Genomic DNA, 18,468 nt, shown 5'->3' with positions numbered 1-18,468 from the left:
CAGCCGGTTGTCCAGCCGAACAACAGAACACCACGCATGGTGTTTTGGCCTTTGCAAATTCAGCTAAGGCCTCAATTGAGCTGGCAAAACGTGTCTGTGTTCGGTATTTTGTGTTCGCGGCTATTGATGCACAGTGCGCAATCGCAGCTTCGCTACCGGTGCTACCGAATGCGGGTGCTGCAATCAAAGATTCGACAATCCTCTGGCGCCCTTCATTCGCTTACACTGTATTATCTTCATGATGGCATGGAGCTGACATTTGGGAGCGGCGAACCCATGTTGACGAATTCTGCGTCAGGTCCAAACCGCACGTTAGATACGAAAACGGGGCCGCCTCAATATGTGACATCCCGCGAGTTTTTGTATGGATCGGGAGGCAAGGCTTGTTGCCTCCCGAGTATCGCTTGCTACTGTGACATTCTACCTTCGGTCGAGATTTGCTCTTCAACGTGAGACTGATTGGTGATGTCCGAGCCGCGTGGAGGATAGTCCTTGAACGTAGACAGGTGGTTTTGGACGATTTTGGCCGCAGGACCAAAGGCCCACATCTTGTTGCCCATCCAACGGGTATACATCCCCGATTCTTCGGCCGCTTTTTCATAAGGATCGCGACGCAGGTTGAACAGGAGGGGTGCGTTCAACTCCTCTTTAGGGCCCGCCCAACCTTCGGTTTGGACGGTGAAATGTGCTTTCCAATCACCATGGCGGACAGCTTGCAGGTCCGGACCTTCGTAATAGATGATTTCGTCCCGGTTGCTTTCGTCGTCGCCAGACAGGAATGACAATTGGTTATACCCATCCAGATGTACCTGATAGCCCTCGTAGCCCTCCAACAAAGACGCAGGCAGGTCATCAGGTCCCCCGGCAGCGGCGACAAGCGTGGGCATCCAGTCAAGACCGGCAAAAATCCCGTTGCTCACGGTTCCGGCGGGGACTTTGCCGGGCCAGCGAATGATGGCGGGAACGCGGAAGCCGCCTTCCCATGTCGTGCCTTTTTCGCCGTGGAATGGGGTCGTTCCACCGTCCGGCCAAGTCATGGTTTCCGGGCCGTTATCGGACGTAAAGACAACAATCGTGTTGTCTGCGACGCCCAGTTCGTCCAGTCGCGCCATGACTTTGCCCACGTTGTCGTCGAGCTCTTTCATGACGACATCCTGCAAACCGCGCCCGTCACCCAGCATGGCCTCATATTCGGGGCTCAGATGCGTCCAGACATGCGCCCGCGCCGGGGCCATCCAGACAAAGAACGGCGTATCACTGTCGACCGCGCGGTTGATGAAGTCCAGCGTGTGGGCCGTTACCTCGTCGTCCAGCGTCTTTTGGCGCTCAGGCGGGGCCGGGCCATCGTCGATGATGCGCTGCTTGCCAACCAGACCCCAGCGCGGGTCCACAGTTTCATCGATTGTATCCGTGGCATAGGCGTGAATGATGTTCCGAGGGCCAAATGTGTCGTTGAATTTCTGATCTTTTGGCCAGTCCGGGTCGGATGTGTATTCCATCGCGTTCAGATGATAGAGCCAGCCCCAATATTCATCAAAGCCCTTCACCGTTGGCAGGAATTTATTCATATCACCCAAGTGGTTCTTGCCGAATTGACCGGTCGTATAACCCAGAGATTTCAGCATGTTGGCCAGGGTGGGGTCCTCCTGGCTAAGGCCTTTTGCCGGATCTCCGGGCAGGCCGACCGTGTGCATTCCGGTACGAACCGGCAATTGTCCGGTGATAAAGGCCGATCGTCCGGCGGTACAGCTTGGCTGCGCATAGTAGTCCGTCAGACGCATACCATCGGCGGCCAGCTGATCAAGGTTGGGGGTTTTGATGCTTTTCATACCCTGATGATAGCTGCCAAGACTGGCCCAACCGACATCGTCGGCCATGATGACAAGGATATTGGGTTGGTCGGTTTGGGCCAAAACCGGCATGGCACAGACTGTCGCCGTGGCCAGCGTGGCAGAAGCCGCAATAGATCGAAAAATGAACATATGTACCTCTGTGGACGTAAAAGACGAAATCGAAGGGTCCATCAGGGATAGCGACTGAGACTTTCGCGCCGCAACAGAGCTTTACCATGATTTCATATTGTGAAAACTAAAACACGAAATTTGAAATGAGATCGCCCGAATGATGAACGAAAACGCTCTGACCGCTTTTCTTGCACTGGCCGAAACCGGCAGTTTCCAGACTGCGGCCCGTGCAATGGACGTGTCCAATGCGTCCTTGTCCCGCTATGTCGCGCAGGCTGAGGAGCACACTGGGCTTGTTCTGTTCCATCGCAGCCGCAACAGCAGCACGTTGACACGCGCGGGGCAGGAGTTCCTGCCAATTGCTCAGGCGCTGCGCGAAGACCTGGACCGCTACGCGACCCGTGTGGCTGGCCTGCGCGAAACCGGGCCGGGAACCTTGCTTATCGGTTGCGGGCCGCTCACCACTCGGACACTGATCCTGCCTGTCTTGCGTGCGGTGCGGCGAACGATGCCTGACCTGCGCTTCAGAATTCTGGTGAGCGCCTATGCGCGTCCACTCGATCTGTTGCAGGCAGGGGAGTTTGATGTGTTCCTGGGCGATCTGACCTATACGCCCGAAGCCGAAGATGTCGAGATCATGGTGATGGAGAAGCAACCCATTCAGTTCGTTGCTCATCGAGATCATGAGATTCACCAGCGTGGGCCACAAACCATGGCGGGTATTTTCGATTTTCCCTTTGCATCACCCCATCTCCACAAACATTGGAAAGCCGCTTTGACAAAAGCGCTTGGTGACGATGCTGACGCCGCCGAAAAAGTCAGCGCACAGCCGCATATCGAATGTGACGACTACAACCTCCTGACTGGACTGTTGGCGGAGCCTGATTTCATCGTGGGAGGGATGACGGACACATTCGCAGAGCTGGTTCGTGCAAAGATCGTAAAGCCCGTATTGATGAAACAGAACCTTACATGGAACATTTGCGCAGCACGCAAGTCGCAGAACACGTCTACCGCGGTTGAGTTGGTTTGGAATCAACTTGCCAAGTATCGAGCCTGATCGGTGCGGAGAGGTGCTACGAGACCTGTAATGAAACAGTTTCTGATCCGGGTTGGATCCTTGGGCCCGATACACCTGCCAAGATTTTAATTCACACCCGAAGCCGTTTTTTAGAATGCAAATGACCAATGTCAAAAAATGTAGTTGAGATTCCTCTGTCAGAGCGCCTTCGTCTTCGAGGAATTGCTCCCAAGGTTAACCAGTGCGCCTCTGAATTAGAAGTTTTAACATAACTAACCTTATCACGGTTTCCCGCTGTGTGGTTCGTCATCCAGATAACCGCGCAATGCATCGATATCGGAAATTTACGCGTGGTTGCGGTTGATCCGCACGCCATCCGTTTTGAATCCAGAAAACGCACGGCTGAGACTTTCGGAATTCATCCCCAAACGTCCGGCGATGAGTATCTTGTCATAAGGCAGCGATACATCGCAGTCACAAAGATTCAACAGGAACTCTGCAACCCGCTGTGCGCGATTGCACATTCAGTTATTCCAGTTGGGCGACCAGAGAATGTAGTTGCGTAAACGTGGCGGCCAGAATCGAAATTTCGATTTCTTGGTCCTCTTTTTTCAACGAGATCAGAATCGGACTATGGATATGCATCACGTCGCAGATCTACACAGTCTTGGCTCAACCGCAGGGTATCACGCGAAACAGTTTGACCCACCCCGCAAACAGGACGTGCACGGCCTTGGCGGTTTCTTCCTGCAAGAAAATCGCCTCGCCGCGATCATACTGTCGCCAAATCGCGTGGCTCAGCAGCGTTTCGACATGCTGTTCCGGCAAGCTGCGCAGCAGCAGCCATTGGCGTGCAATCGCTTTTGTGCTTCGTGCAGCACGAAAATACCTTCCCCGTATCCCTTTCGCGGTCGGAAAAACACACCCCGACCCTCCTGTCTTTATGCTTTGTCAAACCTGTTGCGCTCGCGGCGCAGTATCGGCGCCGCCTCAACTTGACAATAGTCATGGCGTGGTGCGGTGGCCTGACCGATCCTCGGTCCAAAGGCCAGTTATCCGGGTAGACGGGCTATCGAACACATTGTGCGTAACCCCGACCGAGCAGATCTCTTCGGTCATGTCACGGTTCCCGAACGCAAAACTTGAAATGTTGGTTTGAGAAACGGAGCGTAGCAAAGTTCAGCTGAATTCATTTCACCATTTGCGTGGCCGCGTCAGGTGCAGGAATTTTACCCATTGGATGGTTGCCGAGTGCCAGTCTATGAGTTTCTTAACACGATCTAAAATCAACTATATCCATGCGAAATCAATACTATAGTCGCGCTTGCAATCGACCAAAGAACCATCCGGAAATCGTTTCGTGGATCCTCTGAATCTGCTGCAATTCTTCGCTGACCGGGGCCAGGGATTGCAGGAAGGGTGCCATCAGCCCGACACGATCAGTTGTCTCGATAATCGTTGATAGAACTTCGGCAACCTCCTTGTCGGATCGCAGTTCTCTAAGTTCCCGCGGCCAGAACCGCGCCTTTTTATCGAGCATGGACAACACCGGCGAAAAATCCACCTCCGAAGCGTTGATCAGGACATTTTCCAACGGATCATACACCTCGGGTGTCAGCCCTCGGAACAACCGCGCAATATACTGGCCGGACCTTATCCGGGCAAAGGCACCTGCGCGCAGCTCAAAGTCCTGACGGTTACCCACGCTGTAAAGCGTATTGATGTTCCGCAGCGTGACCATCGGGACGTCAAATCCTTCCTCGATATCGTGCGGGACGTCGGCCAGTTCCCAGAAATCTTGCAAAATTCCGGCGATTTGGGGCCAGTGTTCAATAAGATGGTCTGACATTTCCTCGGGCCAACCGCTTGCGGCAAGTGACAATTGGCCAAATCGACCCCTTAGTTTCAACCCGGTGTCGACCGAGGCCTGAATTTTTGAATCCGACCTCCAGAACTCCGGGCTGCGAAACCTGTACCCATCCAGGGTCAGCGCTTCGCCCATGCCGGTGAATACCTGCGTGAAATCGTTGATGGGAACTTTGGTCCCCAATGCAATGCTGTTGGCGATGCGGTAGATCACATGGCTCAGGGGATTTTCCGCCACCGAAGGCCCCAAAGGCAGATCGCCTTTCTCTGGACGAGGCCCCAAAGCAGCCGCAGACAAAACAATTTGCCAGGCGGGTGTTTGCCACAAGGCTTCGGACGCCATCTGATGCAGGCGCATCTGTGCTTTCTCGTCTGCCGCCAGCGCCTCCAGATAGTTGGGTGCGGCAGCCATAACATCTGCGAAACGTGCTTGTGCATACAAACCGGAAATCATCCGTTCCTGAGCGGCCGCGGATTGAGCCGCAGCTTGTTGGGAGGACGCGTCCGAAAATTGAGCATCAAATGCTTTGCTGAATTCCGCTGAAAACGCGCTGCCGCGACCGGTCTTTGTTTCCGCCTGATAGGCCTTGGCCTGAACACTTTCATAAAGATCAGCAGACAGGTTTCGAAGGTCCTCTGGCCTGATCGGCCGGTTTTGCAAGCCGTCAATCTGGATACGCCACCTTGTTGGCATCAAAGAAATCTCCGCCGCTCCGAGTTCCTCGTCAAAATCACTGGCGATGTCCTTGCCAAATTCAGGGGGTGAGATTGGCGTCAGAAAGGACAAATAGTACATCGCATGCGTGCGCCTGAACCGCGGCGGTAAATTGGCCCAGCGGGCGCGTGCCTCTGCGTCTTCGGCTGGTGGACCTTCGGCGAAATAGGCATATGCCGCCCGACAGACATCAAGCGCTTTGTCGCGCAGATTCTTCTTGCGGGCGGCCTCTGCGGGGCCATCATCTTGTTGCGGTTCCGCCAGCAACGCCGGCAGCATCTTTTCGCGCAGATCGGGCCGGTGGTTCAGGTTTTCCCCTTGGTCAGAGGTTTCGACCAGCCAGTATTCCGACGCCAGCTTGTCGCACAGACTCTCAGCTTCCGCCTCAGACGGCGGCTCTTGGCGGTTCAGGCACGGGGTTGCCAGAACATATCGGATCATATCCGCGTTCACGGACCGCAGCATAAGGCCGGGGTGGGCCAGCGCACGCACCTCTTGGTCTTCGATCCGATCCAGAACGCGCTCGTACAAAAACACCTGGGCCACCTCGGCCGAAAAGGCACTTTGGCCGCCCAAATCGTCAACCAACTGGTTCAGGGCACCCGGGTGTGTATGGATAAACTTCACCGCCATCAGCAAGGTCATGGGATGATGTTTCAGGGCTTTGGTGATACTCTCGCAGACGTCCGTATCCGCCAATAACGGGGCAACCCCTTTGGAACTGGCATGGTTGCGATCTGCGTGTTGCAACAGTACGATCCCGTCCTCGGGCAAAAGCCCATCCAGTTTCATGCGCCGCTCAAGCGGGCCAAACCTCTTGGCCATGTCATCGGGTTTCAACGGTTCGGCGCGCCCCGAAAACACCGATCGCACATTTGGCAGGACATTCGGGCTTCGAAGCATGTCTTCAAACCCCAAAACGGTCTCGACATTGGTGCCACCGCGCCGGTCCAAAGCTTCGAAACTGTCGAAGATCATTGCAATCGGCAGGTCCTGCAAGGGTCTGGCCCAATCCTGCTGGAAGGCACTTCTGAGCTGAATGGTAAGCGTTTCAAGCTGGCTGTGATAATCAGCGGCTTGCCCGTCCGTTCCCACCGCACCAACGTCGCGGCGCAATGCCGACAAACCAGATGCAACCGTGTGGGCCTGTTCTTGCGCCAGGTCTTTGTGATGGATACCCGCCGCCATTTGTCGCAAAACTTCACGCATCATCTCGTCCGGTGACCCGGTGTTGAGCTGACGTCGGTCGAAATCCAGAACAATGGTCAGGGGGCCATCGCTGCGCCGCTGCCACCTGTGAAACAGGCGCGCCATCAGGGCCGACTTTCCGACGCCACCGATACCCGAAACAAAAACCGGCGACCCCAAATCGAAAGGTGGTTCATCACCTTTGGCACTGTCAGGTAAGACGTCAAAATCAGACTTCTTGCCACGCAGAAAAGCAGACAAGGCAATCCTTTGATCGTCATATCCAAAATGCTTGTCCGGCAGCACCACCAGCATGTCTTGTCTGCGCTGCGTCTCGATAATGAAATTCTTGGTTTGCAGAACCAGGTCTTCAAGACCGTCGCTGTCGAGATAGGGCACAAGCTGAGCGAATTGCAAAGCTTCAAGCAAAGACCCCGCCTGCGTCAGAGCCTCACGCAACCCGCTGAGAGAGTCGCTATGATCAAGGTGATCCGCGTGCAAGACCTCTTGTTGCAGAAGCTTCCGCAGCGCGATGGCAAAGTAGTCTTTGGCATGGTGGTCCGGCGCCTGTTCAATGGCCAGACGGGTGTCGCTTTGCGAAACCAATCGGCGCAAGACGGCCTTTCTGGTGTCCGGGCGCAAGCTCCAGCCATACCCGTTTGACAACCCTTCGACCACGCTCGTGCTCAGCTCTGCAAGCATCGCATCTTGTGCTTTGGGCAGATGGTTCGCCAATCCGACAGCCTGTGCCAGGGCCAGTGGATCAAAAACCCCGGATACGGCAGCCAGGCGACGTGCGTGGTCAAGATGCAGTTTGCTCATGTGCCATCCTCCTGCGGTGAGAGTGCGGACCCGAACATGTCCTCGGCGACATCCGACAGGTGATCCTGCGCAAATGCAGCGGCCCGCTCTAACGGAGTTTCATCACCGGCGTAAGAAACCAGCATCCTTTCGATCAGTTTAAACCCTTCGTCGGTGATATTTGCGTCCCGGGCCCCGCGTTGTTTCAGCCAATCCGTCAAAAGCGCGCCCAGATTGTCGATTTCGTCAGAGGTGATGAATGTCGTCATCACATCCTCATCTTTCATTCCGCTTATGGCGGCATCCGCAGGCAGGCCAATCAGGACGATGCGCAGGAAAGGCATGCTGGAAACCTGATTGTACAAGGTGGCAAGGAATTCCCTGCCGGACGCATCCGAAAGATCGTATTGATCCAGATCGTCCAGCACGATCCAGACATTGTGATTGGGCAGTCTGTCCCGCATCGCATTTGCAAAGAATGTCACAAGCCGACGCACATAAGCCGGTGACGTCGTATCCGGGTCCGCTGGAATGTTGGGCACAAGATCTTCGGCAAAAGTGGCAAGCGCATCGCTGGCAACGCGCAGGGCGTCCACTTTGATATCAGCCGCGCTAAAGCGGATATGGTGGTGCTCGGGGCCCTTGAAAACACCCTCCAGGATCGAGCCGGAAAAGGTCTTGCCTGGGCGGCGACCTTTCAGGGACTGATCCAGTAGATCCACGCGCAGAATACGGCGGTCATTCGTCCAGAACTCATGCAGCTTGTCGAGGAATTCAACCCGGCCAAAAACCGGTTGTTTGCCATCAAGACACCCGCGGTAAGGTCTGATTGCAGACACGTCTTCGAGCCGATCAAGAACACCTTCTTCCTTCAAGGCCTTCGCGATCAAAGGCAACGGGATTGCAACGTTTATCCTTTCGTTCTTCTGCCAGGATTGGTCCGGATCAGGTTCCGCCTCGGCTTGCAGCCCCAGATAGTGCAGCGCGGCGGGTTCGCCATTTTCGTTCAGTATCAATCCTCCCGAGGATCCGGTCGTGGTCGAAGCGGCATGAAACAAGCGCGCACCACCACCGCCCACCGAAGCCGAGATCGGAACCGGGCCCCGTGTGATCGTTTGCTCATCAATCGTGGGGTGGTGCATTGCCCAGACCCCGATGGGTTCGCTGATATCGTCGGTGGAAAGGCGATACCAACCCCGTTGCAAACCTGGTGTGCCGTCAATCTGCAAGACCGCATAATCCAGTGTATCTGCCACCAGTGACAACCACGCGACACGCTTCGTACCGTTGTCCCACCAATAGTCCTCTGCCGGGCCCTCATGGCTTTGGTCCCCCAAGCCCCCGCGCGCAAGGCACCAGTTTTCATGCAAATGGAAAGTCGAAGCGGTGTCTGTCTTACGTCCGGTTGTTTCCGAATAATCGAACCGCAAGCGCACGCAGGCTTTCCGAACTTCGGTATCCGGTATTGCATCGGGCAGGCTATCGACAACATGCAGGTTGGTCAGAAGCTTGGAGGGCCCGACCAGAAAACCGGTGCCGCGTTTGATAACTTCGAACGAGTTTTGATCGCAGATCTCGATCCGGCACAACCGCCGACGGGCCACCGTAATCGCAGGCAAAATATGCCCAAGGTCGGTCCAGAAATCCAACTTGTCGACAAGGACTTCGCGGCTGGACAAGGCTTGCCTCACCGCCCGCGGGCTGTGATCGCCGAATTCGGCAAGTACCCTTTGCGACAGAGATTTTCGCCAGACAGCCAAGCCGTCCTTTGCGTTCTCGGGATCAAATATCCCTGCCGCTATGGCCGCGACAACGCAGCCATAGGCGGTATCTTTGCTTCCCAGTGCTGCAAGCGCCAACCGAACCGCATCGGTCGTGTTCTCTAACCGCGGCTTTGGGTTCACCTCCGCGCAAAGTCGAGAGCTGGACCAAACCGCGTGAATGAAGTTTTTCGGCTGCTCGGATGCATCGACGGATGGCGTATCGAATTCCAGCCAATCGTTGAAAAAGGCTTCAAACCGACTGCGCGAGACACGCAGATCAGCCAGCGGTCTGGCAAGAAGCTCATAGATGGGTGCTGCTGTGTTTGACATTGACTTGAAGCTACTGATTTTGGCCCGGAAGCAAAGTTGTATCAAACGTGCCATCGGCCTCAGCTCTTACGCGCGTCAGGTCGTGCGCAAGGTTGCGTGTCAAAGCAGAACCGCCAAAATGAATACCCGCTAGCTGAACCGACCCATGCAGAGCAACCACAACAGATCCAGAATTCCCCCCCAGCGTGGTCGCATCATGCGAAAAGCTCCAGCCGCGGGGGTCATCCGTCAGCGTTCCCGGACGGCTCATGACATAGCCCGGGCTGATATATTTGACGCCATATTCTTCGCCGTAAATCTCGTCGATCCGATTCCAGAAGGTGCTTGAGTTCTGGTCTTCCTGGTCCGGGCGCACGGGCTCTGCCGGGTAACCTGCAACCAGCAAACTGCTGATCTGAGCGTCACCGGGGCTTACCAGGCCGCGACCTGGTGGCGGCGGCGCAGGATTTCCGGTCCCATTGTCCGGGTTGATCTGCAACACCGCAAGATCCAGGCGCGACATGTCCACAAAGCGACCAATCCGGCGCGCACCCGCACTGACAATCGGGCCAAGTGTGTAACGGCTGCTATCGTCCTGCGCATCCGGTGAGAAATTGATCGATACTGGCCGCCGAAGACGAAATTCCTGACGTCCATCCGGAGTTGGCAACGGCGCGGCGAACAGATCAATGACATGTCGGTTCGTGATGACATGCGTGTCCGAGATCCGAAAACCCGTTCCCGCATGGACCCATTCCTGCGGTCGCACCTCGACATCGATCCGACCGACGGCATTGACATAGGCGTTCCAGCGATTGCGGATCGGGCGCAGATCCTCAGCCCATGACCCAAGAAGCGGGTCATCCAGTTCGGACAAATTGCCTTGAACCCGGACCGCTGGGCGCCCTGTCAGGCGCACAAGGGCCTCAAGCGCCGCCCGGCTTTCACCGGTTCCAGAGGACAGATCGGGCCCGGTGTCCAAAATTTCACTGAGTACGGGCGCAAACCGGTCTAGGGCCTGTTGTTGAGTTGCCGTATCCACAAGATCAGGCGCGGCATCCGCGCGGCTGGTCAGGGCATCTGTCACGCGCCTGAGGATGGCGTCTTCTCCCGCGTTGCGTATCCGCTCCAGCGCGGCCTCTGGCGTCAGGGTTTCAGCGGACTCGCGCGTTGCGATATCTCCCGAGGCCAGCCGGCGAAACGCGTCGCTGAGCTGTTTCGGCGGCGTAGCGGGTTCCGCGATCAAGGCTGGGCTGGCAACCGGGGCCGGTGGGCTCGTATCCAACAGGGCAGCCAGTTGCGGGCTAGGTTGCGGGGCCAATCCGACCTCAAGCATCGCAACTGAGCCCGGCGTGCTGCGCAATTGCCAGTCCGTGGCAAGCATTCCAGCCTCGGTTTGCAGGTGCAACGGAATGTCTTCGGGCATCAGTCCGCTGATCAGCGGGCTTTCCGGTTTGTCCGCGGTGGTGGGAATTGCATTAAGCGGCATATTCAGCAAACGGTCGGCATCGACGATCCCGGTTCCCATATTCGCACTGTCCCATCCGGGCGGGGTTTCGGCGGTTGCCCTCAGGGCCGCGCGAAACAGCTCTTGAACGACGGTGCCGCGGCGGCGTGCCTCTGCGATCACATCATCGCGGCCATGTTTTTCCAACCACAAGGCCGCCACCCCTGCCGTCAGGGCCACAGCATATGAGGTGCCCTGGCTACGGCGTTCGACAGCGGACTTCGCCGCGTCTCCACCTCCGTCATCGGGCACACGGGTGGCGGTATGGACATTCTCGCCCGGTGCAGAGACGTCGACGGCGGAACCGCGGCATGATCCGCGCCACCGCTGGCCGTATTGATCTACCGCTGCGATGGCGATCACATCGCTGCGCGATGCCGGATAGGTGACCCTGCGCACGCAGTTCCCGGCCGCGGCCAGAACGATCAGATCTTCGGCCACAGCCTTTTCGATCGCGCGCCCAAGATTCCAAAGCGGCCATCCTGCGCCAAGGCTCATGGTCACCACAGGGAAGCTGTTCAAACGGGCGTGGTCGATCGATCTCGCCACCGCACGACCGCCCAGCAGAACAACGGCGTTCACCGCCCGCAGCGGCACAAGCTCGGCACCCGGTGCCGACCCGGTGACGATGTGTGAGGGACGGCTGATCACGGTGCTGCCGGTGCGTGTGCCGTGACCGGGCGCGCCCATGGACGGCTCAAGAGGGTCCGTCGGGTCGCTGGTTCCGTCAAGATAGTTGTGCCCCAGATCCTTGCGCACACCCTGCGCCAGTTCACGATGCTCTGCCACGCCCGTGTCAGGCTGCGCCACGCGCACACCCGATCCATCGACACCATGGTTTGACCAGGCCTGATCGACGCGGATCATCTGAATGGCCCATCGCGGATCGTCCGGTTCAGTGGCCGCAGACAGACAGACCGCCTGCATCACCTCTCCGAGCGATTCCGTTGTCTCGGAATAGGCCACGAACTCACCGTCGGAATATAACGGGGGGACCTCGGGCAAAACCGCAACCAGGTCGAGTTCCTGCCTCAACGCTTCCGCTTGTTCCAGAATATAGTCGGGGGGCTGCTCCAGGCGGATGCCCGGGAAATTCAGGATCAATTGATTTGGGTCCGCGTCCCCATAGGCAAAAAGATCAAATCCATCCGCACCCAATACTTGCTGCAGACGAATGCGTTCCTCGGCAAGATCGGGCGGCGTTTCATAAAGCAGGGAAAACCCAAGTTCATTATCCGGCAACGCCTCTCGGCCGGTTGGGACGGCGACCTCGGCCGCTGCGCGCAGCAACTCCATCAATCTGACTCCAATCAATACAAATTCAATGTTTCAATGCAGCGATCATACGCCGGTTGCTGGCTTTGACAAAGACCTTGCTTGATCCCCGGTTTGCGCCCCGGGCTTTGGGGTTCAGCAGAAGTGACGTATAGTAAACCATGCGCGGTATTTTTCGCGCAGTCGCTGCCTTTGCATTTTAGGAGATATTTCAATGACTGTTCGTATCCGACGTTCTGCCTATGATCTGCCCGCAGGTGACCAGACTTTGGATTGGTACCGTGCCGCCGTCGAAGTGATGCAGGCCCGACCGCTATCCGATCCGACCAGCTGGTGGTGGGTCGGGGCGGTACATGGAAACCCCAATTGGACCCCTGCCCCCGGGTCGGCTGGCTTTTGGAACCAATGCCAGCATCAGACATGGTTCTTCCTGCCATGGCATCGCGGGTATCTGGCCGCGTTCGAAGCCATCGTGGCCGAGGCGGTCGCCTCGCTTGGCGGACCAAGCGACTGGGCTTTGCCGTATTGGAACTATTCGGAAGACTTGAACACCAACCCGCAGGCACGACGATTGCCGCCCGCGTTTCGCGATCAGACTTTGCCGGATGGGCGCGACAACGCCCTGTTTGCGCCGCGTGGCGCGTTGCCCGACGGGGATGTGGGACTGCGCGATACTGATGTGTCCCTGCATGCCCTTCTTGAGCCCGAATTCACGCCCGCGTCAAATTTCAACCCGGGCTTCGGCGGCCCGGCAACAGGGTTCAATCCGTTCGGCACGCAGAACGGTGCCCTGGAAAGTGTTCCGCATAATGTTCTTCACGTGCGGATCGGTGGGAACGGCGGCTGGATGAGTTCACCCAGCACAGCGGCGTTCGATCCCATATTCTGGCTGCACCACGCCAATATTGACCGCCTTTGGGAACATTGGCTGTCAGCAGATCCGTCTCACTTCAACCCGGTTGATCCGGCCTGGCTGACACAAATCAGCTTTCAGCTGCACGATTCAAACGGGCAACCGTTCAGCTTTACCTCGGCGGATATGCAACAAACCACAGCAGTTCTGCACGGATATGTTTATGATAGCCTGCCGACACCCGCTGTGCCGCCTACGCCTGTAACTCCGGCAGGAGAGCTTGAAATGGCCGATCTTGACCTTGATCCCGAACTGGCCGGTTCGTCAGACGGACCCGTCACGCTGGACAGCGACATAACGCGCGCGCGCGTTGCGCTGCAAACTGATGGTCTGGAGCGTTCGTTTACCGAATCCGCTCTGCCCACCCCGATCCATGTCTATCTGCGACTGGAAGAGGTGACCGGCAACGGTGTGCCCGGCGATTTCGACATTTTGGTTGACCTTGTGGACGATGACAAACCGCCTGTTGCGGTCGGTATCCTGTCGACCTTCGGCATCGATGTCGCAAGCGATCCCGATGGCGACCACGGAGGCGCGGGTTTGACCCAGGTTTACGATATCACCTCGGCGGCGGATCGCTTGAACCTGACACGGGAAACCGCTCCGATGTTGCAAGTCAGTTTCGCCCGCGTCGCGGCACGCGCTGTGACCGAGGCCGCCTTCCCGCCGATTGAGGGCCTTTCCACCCCCGAGCCTGTGGCTCCGGAAATCAAAGTCGGGCGCATCAGCATCTATTTCTCATGATCACACACATCATGGCCCACGCCCGCCGCGGTCAACCGATTTTGCGGCGGGCTACTTTGGCAAATCCAGGTATTCTCTGGCCGCTATTGGCAACTATGGCCGGCTGGGTCTTTCTGGCATTTTTGCAAAAATCCGGTGAGCTGGCCTTGTGCCTGTCCGCTGGTCCCGGTTCTCTTGTGACGGCGGTAGATGCGGCATTCTACTATGCAAATCCCCGCGCCTTGGCCCTGGAGTGGATCGCGATGGTCGCAGCCATGATGGTGCCATTGACAATGGTGAGCTTTGGTCAATTGGCAGCGCATTCGGCACCACAGTGCAAGGTGCCGGTAATCGCGACAGCCTTTTGCGGGTATGGGTTGGTTTGGTTAACGCTCGGCCTGATCATCGCACCCGCGCTTCTGGCGTTTCAGAGCGTCAGCAACGCGTTTGGATCATTGCCGGTCCTGACAATCGCGCTTGCTTATGGTCCTGCATATCTCTGGATCGGTTCCAACACCCGAGCACGATATCTGGCCAGACTTCATCGCGTCCCCATTTTTTATGGGCGGCGGCAATCACAGGCATCGGCTTTATACGGTGCAACAATGGCATTTCGATGTGCCTACACTTGCCTTCCCATCATGGTCGCGCCCATGCTGGCCGATCAAGGATTGATGGGCATGTTTATTGTCACAAATCTCCTGCTGGCCGAACGCATCTCGCACATCCCCAAAGCGCTCCCGCTCAGAGCGATACTGATAGCACTGGCGGGTTTGGCAGCTCTGCAAAGTTGAAACCCGGGTTAATCGGCGTTCTCGTAATACCGGCTCCGAATGGTTGGACATGTCAAACGCAGCGTGCGTTCGTGGTATGTCGAACCCTCTGTAAAAGGCGGTATCGATCCATCAATAGTTCACAAGTAGAACGGAATGCTCGGCGCGAGTTGCCAACGGCTTGGGCGTAATGAACAAAAGGTCCGATACGATGCCGTGCGAAAAGGCTCAGCCTCTTCGCAAAATAGTACGATAAGCGTAATCAAATGTTGTCTGCAACCAAACCATTCATCTCATTCAAGGCAGCTTCAAACACGTATCAATTTCCAATTAAAACCAGTTCGTTCACCAGTGCCGTTCGGGATAGTTTCTCATGGGTAGTGGAAATCAACTCCAAAAGATTCTTGGGGTAGCTCCAGACGCGTATGCGCCCATTTCGGGATCCGGCTGCGATCAGATCTCCGCTGGGTGAAAACGCCGCTGCGGTTATACCATTCAGCTCTGAATTCTGGGTCGAAGTCACCATTCCGCTCAGTCTCGCGACAAACGCGCCTTTTTCTATGTCCCAAATGCGCAGGTGCTGTTCAGTTAAATTATAGATCGCTACTAGCGTTTCATCGGGAGAGATGATCCAACCAGACATGTCCCTGGGCGCGATTCCGTCAACCAGCGTTTCACCTGTTTCAATGTCAACAATCCGTCCAGTTCTGTTCGAGGTCAGCAGCAGGCGGCGGTCATCTGAAAACAGATATGTGCCTCTGGTTTTTGGGCCAAACCCAGGTATGATTTCTACCGCGTTCTCATCCACTTTTCCCACTATTTTCCCTGTTTCGGTGCTCCAGATACCAAAACCCTCGTTTGTAGGGATAATCAGTCTTTTGCCGTCGGATGTTATCTGAGTTCGCCATGTCCCGATGGTCTCTTCCAGGTTTTCAAGCGCAACAAGCTGCCGCTGGTCGAGGTTGACCAGAACCACACCGTTATTCTGACCGCTTTGCGGGGTCATCATGGCAAAGCGACCGTCCGCGGAAAACCGGATCTGGTTCATGAATGCAGTGTCGGCGGGTAAAAACACGGTCTCAATTGCGCCAGAGGTGGATTGCAACTCGACCCCGTATTTGGCGGTGCGCGAATGCAGCCGCACAATGGTATTTCCGCTGGGCGAGAGTGCCATGAATGGACAGGCCCATCCCTTATCCACGCCATCCTCTGGACGGTCGATCCCACGTTGTTTGATCACGTTATCCAAATACCGCTCGGCCCCACATCTGTCGTCTGGCGGCACGTCAAGGAAAAACTCAGACGGCAATCCACGGACACCCCCCAGATAGGCCCCCCGTCCATCCGTCGGAGGGTGACTGACATCTGCCACAACCAGGTTTTGGTGACCTCCGGTATGTGCAAAAAGGGTCGAACCGTCTGAAGAAAACGCCACGCCTCGGATCTGAGAATCGAATGGGCTGGTCAGGCGCGTGAACCGGTTGGCGAGGCTTGTTGGCCTCGATATGAACTCGGGGATGTCCCAGACATGAACAGATCCGTCATACCCAAGGGCAACCAAACGGCTGTAGTCATCCGTGAAACTGATTTGTTGCAACGAAAGCCCCAGCGCCCAAACCCGGTCGAGAAATCCGGACTGCGACAGCCCATGGAATTCGATACCGGTCGACGTACCGCCAATTACTACAAATGTTTCCGACCCCGGCAGAATTGCTATTCTTTGGTCTTCGCCCAGCCGGTGCAACACCTCTCCGGTGTTGATGTCAAGAATGACCTGTTCTTCATCGACAACCGCTGACACGTGACCTGCATCCGGGGACAGGTAAATATTGCCCACGTTTCCAGAGGTGCCGGACAAGATCGTTTTGGCAGGAGCATCATAAGGCGCCTCCCAAAGCTCTATGGTCTTTTCTTCGTCAACGCCGACAAAATTTGAGCTGAGCAAGGTGGTCCGATTCCCAGCCCAACGCACGCCTTGAGACAACAGATCGAGTTGTCGGATCGTTCCGGTCGGTAAGTTGGCAAGATAGGAACCCTGCGTATCGGCCACATCAAGGCGGCCATTCATCAACAGCCAATCACCGGTTCGGTCAAAGGAAAAATTGTCCATAGACTGGACGTTTTCGGCCAGTACTTGCCGCGTTTCGTGAGTGGCGGTATCGAGGATAACGATCTGATAGTTATAGCTTTCGCCCTTTAACACAACTGCAAAGCGCCCATCAGGCGAAAGGGCCTTGTAGAAGCCGTCAAATGAAGAAATTTGGGTTTTCCGCTCAAGGTCCCACAATTCGGTAACGAATCCGTCTTCGCTGTTGTTGCCCTTACGACGCGCGATCCGCAGGATGCTGCTGTCCGGGGTAAATGCGTAACTTATGTCTTTGCTTGGCGCCTTTCGGTCAATCACCGTTTCCAGGCTGCGCAGGTCGGTAACGACGGCGCGGTCGGTCATGTTGGATTGTACGGCGTAGGTTCCGTCCGGCGAAATCGCCCCATTAGAAAACCCATCACCTACTGGCGCCAGAACGGCAACTTCCGTCATGTTGCTAAGCGCATTCCTAAGGGCGCTTTCCGCCGCAGGTGTGACCGGACGATCACGATCTGGTGCCGGTAGCGCCTTCAACGCTACCTGTGCGGCGGCGGTGAAATCACCCATTTCGACAAGCTCGGCGGAGCGCTTCGCCAGAAACCGGGACTCGTTTATCTGTGCCGCTCTCAGCTGGTTTTCGGCTGCAATGCGCTGCGTATCCGCCTCAATGCTTTGTAGCCAAGCGAAGGCGGACAGAGCCAACGCACCCACAAGGCCAACAATCGAACCGACCACGACCATTCGTTGACGGCGGGCCGTTGCCCGAACGCTTTGTGTGATGAGGTCAGCCTGCAGGCTCGTAACCGCCGGTGCTTCGGCTGGACGTGTATCGCGCCAATTCTCGGCATCCGAAATATCCTGACCGCGTAACAGCAGGTGGTTGGGTCGCCCAGCTTTGTGCCACCTGAGAGACAAGCCACACAGCCGTGTATGTTCGCGAATCCAATCTATGTCCAAGTTGAGTGCGGACACCAGTGATTTGATTGCGTTTTCAAAAGGGTCGCGGTCTGTGGCGAAGATAAAGTTCAGGCGCGCCAGCTTAGGGGGGATCAGGGTCGGCTCGACGTCTGTGATGACTATTGGTGCGATGCGTTTGCCCAGTGAGACTGCATACTCAATTTCCCAGGCACACACTTCGGAAACCGCCGAATTCGGGCTTAGCAAAAACACGACTGTGTCCGCCTCGGCAATCAGCTGCTCAAGACGCGTTTTCCACTCTTCGGTGGGCAGAATGTCTTCAGTGTCACGAAACACAGAAAATTGGCGTTCGCGCAATACATCTGAAATGCGTTGGGCTTGTTCCCGGTCACGTCTGGAATAAGAGACGAAAACCTTAGAGATCTCACTTTCTGAGGACTGCTCTTCGTGCAAAATTCAACACCGTTAAACTTAATGTTTATGGCAACTTATCAGCGCTGACCCAAATCACAAGGATGCGCCGAAACCCCAAACACATTTCAATTTTGCGACTTGATCATCTGGTCCCAGATACCGGGGCAGGATCTATTTCGTTCTGAGGGGCATCGTGGCTTCCCTATCGAAAACGCGTTGGGAAGATGTCTGA

General features: G+C 56.3%; 10 protein-coding genes. 3 read left to right on the top strand and 7 right to left on the bottom strand.

Annotated elements, in window-relative coordinates; all coding sequences use genetic code 11:
* Positions 1-407 precede the first annotated feature (407 nt).
* Positions 408-1,982, bottom strand: a complete 1,575-nt coding sequence (locus ACR0AG_RS17510; protein WP_480841271.1) for an arylsulfatase — start codon at positions 1,980-1,982, stop codon at positions 408-410.
* Between the two features lie 142 nt (positions 1,983-2,124).
* Between ACR0AG_RS17510 and ACR0AG_RS17505 the strand changes: the two genes are divergently transcribed.
* Positions 2,125-3,024, top strand: coding sequence for a LysR family transcriptional regulator (locus tag ACR0AG_RS17505; protein ID WP_480841269.1), 900 nt, complete (start codon positions 2,125-2,127; stop codon positions 3,022-3,024).
* Positions 3,025-3,329: 305 nt separating this feature from the next.
* Here the strand turns inward: ACR0AG_RS17505 and ACR0AG_RS17500 are convergent, their stop codons facing one another.
* The 5 genes from ACR0AG_RS17500 to ACR0AG_RS17480 form a co-directional block, all read right to left on the bottom strand.
* Positions 3,330-3,509: a helix-turn-helix domain-containing protein gene (locus ACR0AG_RS17500; RefSeq protein ID WP_480841267.1), complete on the bottom strand. Its 180-nt coding sequence runs from the start codon at positions 3,507-3,509 to the stop codon at positions 3,330-3,332.
* 148 nt (positions 3,510-3,657) lie between these two features.
* A complete protein-coding gene (locus ACR0AG_RS17495) occupies positions 3,658-3,813 on the bottom strand; it encodes a hypothetical protein (RefSeq protein WP_480841265.1) in 156 nt (51 codons plus the stop codon).
* A gap of 484 nt (positions 3,814-4,297) precedes the next feature.
* Positions 4,298-7,576 (bottom strand): hypothetical protein, encoded by a 3,279-nt coding sequence (locus ACR0AG_RS17490; RefSeq protein WP_480841263.1) that lies wholly within the window; start codon positions 7,574-7,576, stop codon positions 4,298-4,300.
* Entirely contained in the window at positions 7,573-9,648 is a 2,076-nt protein-coding gene (locus ACR0AG_RS17485; protein ID WP_480841261.1) for a trypsin-like serine peptidase, read from the bottom strand. The genes ACR0AG_RS17490 and ACR0AG_RS17485 overlap by 4 nt, the downstream gene beginning before the upstream one ends.
* Positions 9,649-9,658: 10 nt before the next feature.
* Positions 9,659-12,430, bottom strand: a complete 2,772-nt coding sequence (locus ACR0AG_RS17480; protein WP_480841259.1) for a S8 family serine peptidase — start codon at positions 12,428-12,430, stop codon at positions 9,659-9,661.
* 193 nt (positions 12,431-12,623) lie between these two features.
* Between ACR0AG_RS17480 and ACR0AG_RS17475 the strand changes: the two genes are divergently transcribed.
* Positions 12,624-14,066, top strand: a complete 1,443-nt coding sequence (locus ACR0AG_RS17475; RefSeq protein WP_480841257.1) for a tyrosinase family protein — start codon at positions 12,624-12,626, stop codon at positions 14,064-14,066.
* Positions 14,063-14,839 (top strand): copper chaperone, encoded by a 777-nt coding sequence (locus ACR0AG_RS17470; RefSeq protein WP_480841255.1) that lies wholly within the window; start codon positions 14,063-14,065, stop codon positions 14,837-14,839. Before ACR0AG_RS17475 ends, ACR0AG_RS17470 begins: the two co-directional genes overlap by 4 nt.
* Before the next feature lie 298 nt (positions 14,840-15,137).
* Here the strand turns inward: ACR0AG_RS17470 and ACR0AG_RS17465 are convergent, their stop codons facing one another.
* Entirely contained in the window at positions 15,138-18,275 is a 3,138-nt protein-coding gene (locus ACR0AG_RS17465; protein WP_480841253.1) for a toll/interleukin-1 receptor domain-containing protein, read from the bottom strand.
* Between the last annotated feature and the right edge of the window lie 193 nt (positions 18,276-18,468).

The organism is Ruegeria sp. H6, from assembly GCF_056532975.1.
The sequence above is the reverse complement of the archived record's forward strand: the minus strand, read 5'-3'. Positions and strand labels throughout refer to the sequence as shown.

Coding starts and splice junctions, on each gene's coding strand:
- ACR0AG_RS17510 (WP_480841271.1), bottom strand. CDS start 1,982: ATGTTCATTTTTCGATCTATTGCGGCTTCTGCCACGCTGGCCACGGCG.
- ACR0AG_RS17505 (WP_480841269.1), top strand. CDS start 2,125: ATGAACGAAAACGCTCTGACCGCTTTTCTTGCACTGGCCGAAACCGGC.
- ACR0AG_RS17500 (WP_480841267.1), bottom strand. CDS start 3,509: ATGTGCAATCGCGCACAGCGGGTTGCAGAGTTCCTGTTGAATCTTTGT.
- ACR0AG_RS17490 (WP_480841263.1), bottom strand. CDS start 7,576: ATGAGCAAACTGCATCTTGACCACGCACGTCGCCTGGCTGCCGTATCC.
- ACR0AG_RS17485 (WP_480841261.1), bottom strand. CDS start 9,648: ATGTCAAACACAGCAGCACCCATCTATGAGCTTCTTGCCAGACCGCTG.
- ACR0AG_RS17480 (WP_480841259.1), bottom strand. CDS start 12,430: ATGGAGTTGCTGCGCGCAGCGGCCGAGGTCGCCGTCCCAACCGGCCGA.
- ACR0AG_RS17475 (WP_480841257.1), top strand. CDS start 12,624: ATGACTGTTCGTATCCGACGTTCTGCCTATGATCTGCCCGCAGGTGAC.
- ACR0AG_RS17470 (WP_480841255.1), top strand. CDS start 14,063: ATGATCACACACATCATGGCCCACGCCCGCCGCGGTCAACCGATTTTG.